This is a genomic window from Thermus sp. (assembly GCF_040290245.1).
GTDB lineage: Bacteria > Deinococcota > Deinococci > Deinococcales > Thermaceae > Thermus_A.
This window is the reverse complement of record NZ_PSMQ01000063.1, coordinates 1-9044: the sequence shown is the minus strand read 5'-3', so window position 1 is coordinate 9044 and position 9044 is coordinate 1. Positions and strand designations below refer to the sequence as shown.

The window sequence follows — 9044 nt, the reverse complement described above, 5'->3', positions numbered from 1 at the left end:
AGCTTCATCACGCAGCTGCACCGCCAGCTCATAGTTCTGCGCCTGGATGGCCTCCTCCTTGCGCCGCAGGACCTCCTCGAGCTCTTTCTTCGCCTCCTTCAGCGCGTAGGGAGCGGTAGCCCGCTGGATGCGCACCCGTGAGGCGGCCTCATCGATGAGGTCGATCGCCTTATCGGGGAGGAAGCGATCGGTGACATAGCGGGCAGCCAGCTCCGCCGCCGCCTTGATCGCCTCATCGGAAATATTGACGCGATGGTGGGCCTCGTAGCGGTCCTTGATGCCCTGAAGGATGGCGATGGTCTCCTCGACGGTTGCCTCGCGCACGTACACCGGCTGGAAGCGCCGCTCGAGCGCGGCATCCCGCTCGATGTACTTGCGGTACTCGTCGAGCGTTGTCGCACCGATGCACTGGAGTTCACCACGCGCCAGTGCGGGCTTGAGGATGTTGGCCGCGTCGAGGGTGCCCTCGGCACCGCCCGCCCCGATGAGGGTGTGCAGCTCGTCGATGAAGGCCACCACCTTGGCGTTCTTGAGCTCCTCGATGATCTGGCGCAGGCGTTCTTCGAACTCGCCGCGGTACTTGGTGCCCGCGACCACGCCCGCGAGGTCTACGGAGACGATGCGGGCCCCGCGCAGCACCGGGGGCACGCGCCCTTCGATGATGGCCTGGGCCAACCCCTCCACGATGGCCGTCTTGCCCACCCCGGGGTCGCCGATCAGGACGGGGTTGTTCTTGGTGCGCCGGGCCAGGATCTGGATGACCCGGTTGATCTCCTCCTGCCTTCCGATGACCGGGTCCAGCCTCCCCTCCCTTGCCTCCTTGGTGAGGTCCCGGCCGTACTCGTCCAGGAAGGGGGTGTTCACGGGCTTCTCCCGTTCCCGGGACTCGGCCATGGAGAGGATGCGCCAGCGGATGGTGTCGATGTCCTTGGCGAAATGGGTGAGGATCCGGTAGGCGATCCCATCCCCCTCCCGGATGATGCCCAGAAGGATATGCTCTGTGCCGATGACGGAGGAGCCCATGTTCCGGGCCTCGGCGCTGGCCAGCTCCATGACCCGCCGGGCCCTCGGGGTGATGGCGGGGGGCTCACCGGTGCGGCTTCCCTCTCCCCGGCCCACGAGCTCCTCCACCATGCGGCGCATGGCCTCGAGGCTCGCTCCATACTCCGACAGGATGCGGGCCGCGGTGCCCCCCTCGCGCATCAGGCCCAGAAGAAGATGCTCCGGCCCGATCATGGAGTGGCCCAACCGGGCCCCCTCCTCCCGAGCGTAGTGGAAAACCAGCCTGGCGCGATCGTCGTACCTGTTCAAGGTCTACCCCCTTCGTCTCCCTATTTTAGCCTAAGGGAGGGAGGCTTGGAGGTTTGCGCCCGGGCTCACCATGCCCATAGACTAAGGACCACCGCCCCAAGAAGGGGCGCCTAGGGGGGAAGATGCCTGCGGAGACGCTTGACGAACTGGTGGCCTTGTGCAAACGGAGAGGGTTTATCTTTCCGGGCTCGGAGATCTACGGAGGCCTTCAGGGGACGTACGACTACGGCCCCTTGGGGGTGGAGCTCAAGAACAATCTTAAGCAGGCCTGGTGGCGGCACAACGTGTATGAGCGGGACGATATGGAGGGGCTGGATGCGAGCATCCTCACCCACCGCCTGGTCCTCTACTACTCGGGCCACGAGTCCACCTTCGCCGACCCCATGGTGGACAACCGGATCACCAAGAAGCGGTACCGGCTCGACCACCTCCTCAAGGATCAACCCGAGGAGGTCCTCAGACGGCTGTACCGGGCCATGGAGGTGGAGGAGGGGGCGTTCTCCCTTCTCATCAAGGCCATGATGCAAAGCCCCGGGCGGGCCGGGGGCGCGCTGACCGCCGCAGGGGTGATCGACCCCGCGGCGGGGGAGGCCGGAGACTGGACCCCGCCCCGCTATTTCAACATGATGTTCAAAACCTACGTGGGCCCGGTGGAGGAGGAGGCCGCCTTGGCCTACCTCCGCCCCGAGACCGCCCAGGGGATCTTCATCAACTTTAAGAACGTCCTGGACGCGACAAGCCGCAAACTTCCCTTCGGAATTGCCCAGATTGGCAAGGCCTTCCGCAACGAGATCACCCCGAGAAACTTTCTTTTCCGGGTGCGGGAGTTCGAGCAGATGGAGATCGAGTACTTCGTCCGCCCCGGGGAGGACGAGTACTGGCACCGGTACTGGGTGGAGGAGCGGCTTAAGTGGTGGCAGGAGATGGGCCTGAGCCGGGCCAACCTGGTCCCCTTTGAGCAGCCCCCAGAGGAGCTCGCCCACTACTCTAAAGCCACGGTGGACCTCCTCTACCGCTTCCCCCACGGCCTCGAGGAGCTCGAGGGCATCGCCAACCGGACGGATTTCGACCTGGGGAGCCACACCAAGGACCAGGAGGAGCTGGGGATCACCGCCAAGGTGCTGAAAAACGAGCACTCCACGGCCCGTCTGGCCTACCGCGACCCCGAGACGGGCAGGTGGTTTGTGCCCTACGTGATCGAGCCCTCCGCGGGGGTGGACCGGGGGGTTTTGGCCCTCCTTTCCGAGGCCTTTACTCGGGAGGAGCTCCCCAGTGGGGAGGAGCGCATCGTCCTCAGGCTTAAGCCCCAACTCGCCCCCATCAAGGCCGTGGTCATCCCCCTGGCCAAGAACCGGCCCGAGATCACGGAGTACGCCAAGCGCCTAAAGGCCCGTCTTCAGGCCTTGGGCCTGGGCCGCATCCTCTATGAGGACACGGGCAACATCGGCAAGGCGTACCGTCGCCACGACGAGGTGGGCACCCCCTTTGCCCTCACCGTGGACTACGACACCATCGGTCAAAGCAAGGATGGGACGACGAAACTCAAGGATACGGTAACGGTGCGGGACCGGGACACCATGGAGCAGATCCGGCTTCATGTGGATGAGCTCGAGGCCTTTTTGCGGGAGAGGCTCAGATGGTAGGCTCTGCACAAGGGGGTTCTTGACGGAGGGGTGCATGAGGGTGGCAATCGTGGGGGCCACAGGCGCGGTGGGCCGGGAGATGCTCAAGGTCCTGGAGGCCAGGAACTTCCCTTTGACCGAGCTAAGGCTTTACGCCTCTGCCCGCTCCGCAGGGACAAGGCTTTCCTTTAAGGGGGAGGAGGTCCGGGTGGAGGCCCTCCCCGAGGGGCCTCTGCCTGTGGACCTGGTTTTGGCCAGCGCGGGCGGGACGATTTCCAAGGCCATGGCCCCCCTCTGGGCCGAGGGGGGGGCGGTGGTGGTGGATAACTCCAGCGCCTTCCGCTACGAGCCCTGGGTGCCCCTGGTGGTCCCCGAGATCAACCGGGAGGCCCTCTTCCAGCACCGGGGCATTATCGCCAATCCCAACTGCACCACGGCCATCTTGGCCATGGCGCTTTGGCCTTTGCACCGGGCCTTTGGGGCCAGGCGGGTGATCGTGGCCACCTACCAGGCCGCCTCCGGCGCGGGGGCCGGGGGGATGGAGGAGCTATCCGCAGAGACCCACAGGGCCCTCCACGGGGAGGCCCCAAGGGCCAGGGTCTTTCCCCACCCCCTTCCCTTTAACGTCATCCCTCATATAGATGCCTTCCAAGAAAATGGGTATACCCGGGAGGAGATGAAGGTGGTCTGGGAGACCCACAAGATCTTCGGCGACCATTCCATAAGGATCAGCGCCACCGCGGTCCGGGTCCCCACGTTGAGGGCCCATGCGGAGGCGGTGAGCGTGGAGTTTGAACGCCCGGTGACCCCCGAGGCGGCAAAGGAGGTGTTGCGGAAGGCCCCAGGGGTGGAGGTGGTGGACGAACCTCGGGCCAACCGCTACCCTATGCCGCTTACCGCCAGCGGGAAATGGGACGTGGAGGTGGGCCGGATTCGCAAAAGCCTTGCCTTCGAGAACGGACTGGACCTCTTCGTGGTAGGGGACCAGCTCCTCAAAGGGGCGGCCTTGAACGCCGTACAGATTGCCGAAGAGTGGCTCAAGGGCGCCTGAGGTAAAGCCAGATCTCCCGGTTCCCCTCCTTGCCTGGCAGGGGGCTTTCCCTTTCGCCCAAGACCTGGAAGCCGATCTCCTTTGCCTTTTCCCTCACCTTTCCCAAAGCGACCTGCCTGAGGCTTTCCCTTTGCACCACCCCTTTGTGCACCCCAGGGCCGAGTTCAAACTGGGGCTTGACCAGAACCAAGGCCTCTCCTTGAGGCTTTAAAAGCTCCCAGACCTTTGGAAGGAGCAAGGTGGAGGAGATAAAGGAGACATCCATGACCACGAGGTCCACGGGGGGAAGAAGGAGGGTTCTGGCGTCCTGCCCCTCCAGGCTCACCACCCGGGGATCCTGACGCAAGGAGGGGTGGAGCTGGCCTCGGCCCACATCCACCGCGTAGACCCTTTGCGCGCCTCGTTCCAAAAGGACCTGGGTGAACCCCCCGGTGCTGGCTCCGAGGTCGGCGGCTACCCGGTTTTCCACCGCAATGGGAAAGGCCTCCAGGGCACCCAACAGCTTGTACGCTCCACGGCCCACGTAGGGCTCGGCGTCCACCTCCACCCGGTCCGAAGGGCTCACCTGAAGGGCGGGTCTAAGGACAACCCTCCCATTGACCCGGACCCGGCCTTGCCGGATCAGGTCCTGGGCCTTGGCGCGCGTGGCCACCAGGCCCCTCTCCACGAGGTGCAGGTCCAGCCGCACAGACGTATTATGAACCCGTGGGCGGGCTTTCGGGCACCTGGTTCGTCCTCCTGGGAGAGCCGGGGGAGCATCTGGTCCTGGAGTCCTTGGGCCGGAGGCTTTCCGCCTTCTGGACGAAGCGGGAAGGAGCCGAAGCCTTCCTCCAGGCCCACCCAGGGCTCGGGATGGAGGTCATGGCCCTGGAGGGCTGGCCCTTGAAGGAGGCCTTTCTTCTGGCCTTGAGGCGCCTAGGGGTGGAGGAGGTCCTTGTGGACTACGCTCCTGGGGCGCATCAGGCCAAGATGGCCTCCTTGGAGGAGCTTTTGCAGGGGGTGCAGGATGCGTAACTGGGTGTTCCTTTTGGTCTTGGTCTTGGGACTCGGCTTGGCTCAGGGGCTCGAGGCAAGTCTGGGAAGCCCGTATGGGCTTTCCCTTGGGGCGCGGTTCAGCCTAGTTCCCGCGGTTCTGGATGGGCGGGCCTATGCCGCCTTGGGGTATGCAGGGGGCGTGGTGGCGGGCCTCGGCGCCGATTTCCTCGCGAAGGTGCCCCTCACCGACCTCTACCTGGGCCTGGGGGGGTTTTACGGCACGGGGAACGCTTTGGCCTTGGGGGCTACGGGCCAGGCCGGGGTGCGGGGGGTTCTCGGAACCTGGCTGAACCTGGGCCTTCCCCTCCTTCCCGTGGGGTTCTTTTTGGAGCTCCACCCCACCTACTTCCCGGGTGCTCAGGCCTTTGGCCTGGGCGGGGCGCTTGGGGTCTTGGTGGGGTTTTAGACCCGGATGGTGACCCGGGCCCCGGTCTCAAAAAGATGAATTGAATCTATAAAACGCACCACCCGGGTGGCGTACCCCATGACCACGGAGTGGGTCCTGGCTCCGCCGCCGAAGAACCGTACCCCTTGGAGGATGTCCCCATCTGTGATGCCCGTGGTGGCAAAGACGATCTCCTTCCCTGGGGCGAGGTCCTCCGTGCGGTAGATGCGGTTCTCGTCCCCTCCCATGGCCTTGAGGCGGGCCCGTTCCTCCTCGTTCTGTGGGGTGAAGCGGGCCTGGATCTCCCCACCCAGGCATTTTAGGGCCGCGGCGGCCAAAACCCCTTCCGGCGCTCCGCCGATGCCCATGACCGCGTGCACCCCCGTTCCCCGGACCGCGGCGGCTAAAGCTGCGATCACGTCTCCGTCCGTGATGAGCTTAACCCGGGCCCCCGCCTCCCGGATCTCCTGGATGAGCCGTTGGTGACGGGGGCGGTCTAGAACCACCACCAGGAGGTCCTCCACCGATCGCTGGAGGGCCAGAGCAAGGGCCTTGAGGTTGGCCGAGACGGGCCAGGTGAGGTCCACCAGGCCCGCCGCCGGGGGGGGACGATGAGTTTTTCCATATACATGTCGGGCGCATGAAAAAGCCCGCCCCGCTCGCTGATGGCGATGACCGTAACCGCATTGGGCAGGCCCTTGGCCGTGGTGGTCGTTCCCTCTACGGGGTCCACAGCGATGTCCACCTCCACCCCGCCTTGGCCGAGTTCCTCCCCGATGTACAGCATGGGGGCCTCGTCCATCTCCCCCTCGCCGATGACCACCCGGCCCCGGATGGGGAGTTCGTTCAAAACCCGGCGCATGGCCTCGGTGCCCGCCCGGTCCACGGCCTCCTTATCCCCCTTGCCCGCCAGGCGGCTTGCGGCCAAAGCGGCCTGTTCCGTAACCCGGACGACCTCGAGCACAAGTCGGCGCTCAATTTCCATGGAAAAGAGTATACTCTGCAGCCGGGATGACGCTGGTCCTGGCCCTGGTCTTTGCAGGGGGTGTGGTCCTCTTTTGGCTTAGGCGAACCCGGAAGGCTTCCTGCCCCACTTGCGGTCTTCCATTCCCCCTTGCGCAAGAGGTGGCTCGAGCCAGGCGGCACTGTGTTCGTCTGGGCTTGGGGCGGTGTCCCTTTGACCCCCGGCGGGGGGTCTTCCGGCAGCGGCGCTAAGGGGTGGGGCGGTGGCGGGCCTTCAGGGTCTCGGCCAGGTCCAAGGGGGAGAGGCCCGCTTCCGCCAGGGTCAATAGGAGGTGGAAGAGGAGGTCGGCGCTTTCCCAGAGAAGTTCCTCCTTGTTTCGGTTTTTGGCTGCTAGAAGAACCTCTCCGGCTTCTTCCGCCACCTTCTTCAGGATTCGGTCCAGTCCTTCCTGGTGAAGCCGGGCCACGTAGGAGCCCTCGGGAAGGGTATGGATGCGTTCCAGAATTGTTGAATAGACTTTTTCCAAAATCTCTCCAAGCCTCAGGGGAGCGGGCCCGGTGACGGGATGATGGAAACAGGTCCTGGCCCCTGTGTGGCAGGCAGGGCCGTGAGGGATGACCTTGTAGAGCACGGCATCCCGGTCGCAGTCCAGGGCCACTTCCAAAACCTCCTGGTCATGCCCGCTCGTCTCTCCCTTTCGCCAAAGCCTGCCTCGGCTCCGACTAAAAAACGTGCTCCGCTTGGTCTTTAAGGTTTCCTCCAGGGCTTCTCGGTTGGCGTAGGCCAGGGTGAGGACTTCCCCGGTCCTTGCGTCTTGGACCACCACAGGCACGAGGCCGTTTTCGTCAAAGCGCACCGCGTCTAGGTCCATGCCCACACCTCCCGCACCAGAACCCCCTTTTCCTTGAGAAAAGCCTTTAGCTTGGGTAGGGGGATCTCGCCGAAGTGGAAGACGCTCGCGGCCAAGGCCGCGTCCGCACCTACTTGGAAGACTTCCAGGAAGTGCTCCATCCGCCCCGCGCCCCCCGAGGCGATGACCGGAACCCCGACCGATTGGGCCACCTCCTGGATGAGCCTAAGGTCATACCCGTCCTTGGTCCCGTCCTTATCCATGCTGGTGAGGAGGATCTCGCCCGCGCCGAGCCTTGTCCCCTCCAGGGCCCACTCCACCGCGTGTTTGCCCGTGGCCAGCCGCCCTCCCGCAACGTAGACCTCAGGAAAGTCCTTGGTCCAGCGGGCGTCTATGGCCAGGACCACCGCCTGGCTTCCGAAATGGTCCGCGAGTTCTGCGATGAGCTCAGGCCTCTTCACGGCCGCCGAGTTCACACTCACCTTGTCCGCTCCGGCCAAAAGGAGCCTTCGCGCATCCTCCAGGCCTCGCACCCCCCCGCCCACGGTCAGGGGGATGAAGACCCGTTCCGCCACCTGGGCCACCACGTCCAGAAGGATGGCCCGCTCCTCATGGGTGGCGGAGATGTCTAGAAAGACCAGCTCGTCCGCCCCAGCCTGGTCATAGGCCTGGGCGGCCAGGAGGGGGTCGCCGGCGTCTTTTAGATTGACGAAGTTCACCCCCTTGACCACCCGTCCTTGGTGGACATCCAGGCAGGGGATGATGCGCTTGGCCAGGCTCATGGCAGAGGAAGAGGGGGGGGCTTGAGAGAGGCTTGAAGCCTCGGATAGACCCTCATGTCCTTATGCTAGGCGGAGGGGGCGTTGGCTGCAACCTAGGCCAGGAGGAGGGAGAGGATCTCCACGTGGTGGGTGAAGGGGAAGAAGTCGTAGGGCCGGACGAAGTCCAGCCGGTACCCCTCTTGGACGAGCCTTCCCACATCCCGGGCCCAGGTGGCGGGGTCGCAGGCGATGTAGAGGATGCGCTCGGGGCGTGTGGAAAGAAGGTAGTTCAAAACCTCCTGGGAAAGCCCTGAGCGGGGAGGGTCCACCGCCACCAGGTCAAAGGCCCCAAAGGGGGCCGCCTCCCGGACATCCCCCCGGTGGAAGCGGAGGTTTTCCACCCCCAGCCGCACCCTGTCCCTTTCCCCCCTTCGGATGGCGTCTTTGCTGATCTCTATCGCCACGACTTCTTGAAAGGCCTCGGCCAGAAAGAGGGAAAGAACGCCGCTGCCGGCGTAGAGTTCCAAAGCCCGCCTGCCCTTGCCCGCAAGGGCCTTGGCTTCTTGGAAGAGCGCCCCTGCTGCCGGAGGGTTGACCTGGGCGAAGCTCTGGACGCTGACCGAGGCCAAAATGCCTCCGAAGGCCTCCAGAAGCTCCGTCCGGCCGGCCAGGGGGACCACCCGGCCCCGGAACCGCCCCCTGGGGTGGGGCTCGGCCCAGACCACCCCTTCCAGCCCTTCCCTTACCAGGGCTTGGGCCGTGCGCCTAAGCGCCCTAGGGTCACCCCCAATCGGGCCCAAAAGGGCCTTGCCCTCGTGGAGGCTGCCTCTAAGGGCCACCTCCTCCACCCCTAAGGGCCAGAAGGAGAGGAGCCGGAAGGCCTCCTGAAGGGGCTCTATAGCTTCCCGGTCTGCGGTAGGCTAGGCCCCCTAAGGGGTGGAGGGCGTACTGGGGCCGCCCGGTAGGCCAAGGGCCTAAAGGAGGGGTGGATGGGGTGCAGGGGGGCCTCGAGGCGGGCGATCCGCTCCAGGCTCTCCCGCACAAACCCCTCCTTGAGGGGAAGCT

At 65.1% G+C, this 9044-nt stretch carries 8 protein-coding genes and 2 pseudogenes; 4 read left to right on the top strand and 6 right to left on the bottom strand.

Annotated elements, in window-relative coordinates:
* A partial coding sequence (locus C4301_RS08310; protein ID WP_352414628.1) for a Clp protease N-terminal domain-containing protein occupies positions 1-1311 on the bottom strand: 1311 nt, incomplete at its 3' end.
* Between the two features lie 122 nt (positions 1312-1433).
* Between C4301_RS08310 and C4301_RS08305 the strand changes: the two genes are divergently transcribed.
* Both C4301_RS08305 and C4301_RS08300 read left to right on the top strand, forming a co-directional pair.
* Positions 1434-2954, top strand: a complete 1521-nt coding sequence (locus tag C4301_RS08305; protein ID WP_352414627.1) for a glycine--tRNA ligase — start codon at positions 1434-1436, stop codon at positions 2952-2954.
* A 34-nt stretch (positions 2955-2988) separates the two neighbouring features.
* Positions 2989-3984 carry an aspartate-semialdehyde dehydrogenase gene (locus tag C4301_RS08300; RefSeq protein WP_352414626.1) on the top strand — a complete coding sequence of 332 codons (996 nt, stop codon included), beginning with the start codon at positions 2989-2991 and terminating at the stop codon, positions 3982-3984.
* Here C4301_RS08300 and C4301_RS08295 read toward each other — a convergent pair.
* The gene (locus C4301_RS08295) at positions 3971-4672 is read right to left on the bottom strand and encodes a TlyA family RNA methyltransferase (RefSeq protein ID WP_352414625.1); all 702 of its coding nucleotides are present in this window, start codon (positions 4670-4672) and stop codon (positions 3971-3973) included. The genes C4301_RS08300 and C4301_RS08295 overlap by 14 nt on opposite strands.
* A gap of 17 nt (positions 4673-4689) precedes the next feature.
* Between C4301_RS08295 and C4301_RS08290 the strand changes: the two genes are divergently transcribed.
* Together C4301_RS08290 and C4301_RS08285 are read left to right on the top strand one after the other, a co-directional pair.
* Positions 4690-4998: a DUF3234 domain-containing protein gene (locus tag C4301_RS08290; RefSeq protein WP_352414624.1), complete on the top strand. Its 309-nt coding sequence runs from the start codon at positions 4690-4692 to the stop codon at positions 4996-4998.
* Complete coding sequence (locus C4301_RS08285) at positions 4991-5425, top strand: hypothetical protein (protein WP_352414623.1); 435 nt, start codon at positions 4991-4993, stop codon at positions 5423-5425. Before C4301_RS08290 ends, C4301_RS08285 begins: the two co-directional genes overlap by 8 nt.
* On the opposite strand, the pseudogene glpX reads toward C4301_RS08285, so the two are convergent.
* The 4 genes and pseudogenes from glpX to C4301_RS08265 form a co-directional block, all read right to left on the bottom strand.
* Positions 5422-6389: pseudogene (gene glpX, locus C4301_RS08280) on the bottom strand (class II fructose-bisphosphatase). The gene C4301_RS08285 and the pseudogene glpX sit on opposite strands and share 4 nt — an antisense overlap.
* Positions 6390-6615: 226 nt before the next feature.
* Positions 6616-7239, bottom strand: coding sequence for a bifunctional phosphoribosyl-AMP cyclohydrolase/phosphoribosyl-ATP diphosphatase HisIE (hisIE, locus tag C4301_RS08275; RefSeq protein WP_352414622.1), 624 nt, complete (start codon positions 7237-7239; stop codon positions 6616-6618).
* A complete protein-coding gene (hisF, locus tag C4301_RS08270; protein WP_352414621.1) occupies positions 7230-8000 on the bottom strand; it encodes an imidazole glycerol phosphate synthase subunit HisF in 771 nt (256 codons plus the stop codon). Before hisF ends, hisIE begins: the two co-directional genes overlap by 10 nt.
* A gap of 92 nt (positions 8001-8092) precedes the next feature.
* A pseudogene (locus tag C4301_RS08265) lies at positions 8093-9044 on the bottom strand (class I SAM-dependent RNA methyltransferase); the annotation flags it as partial.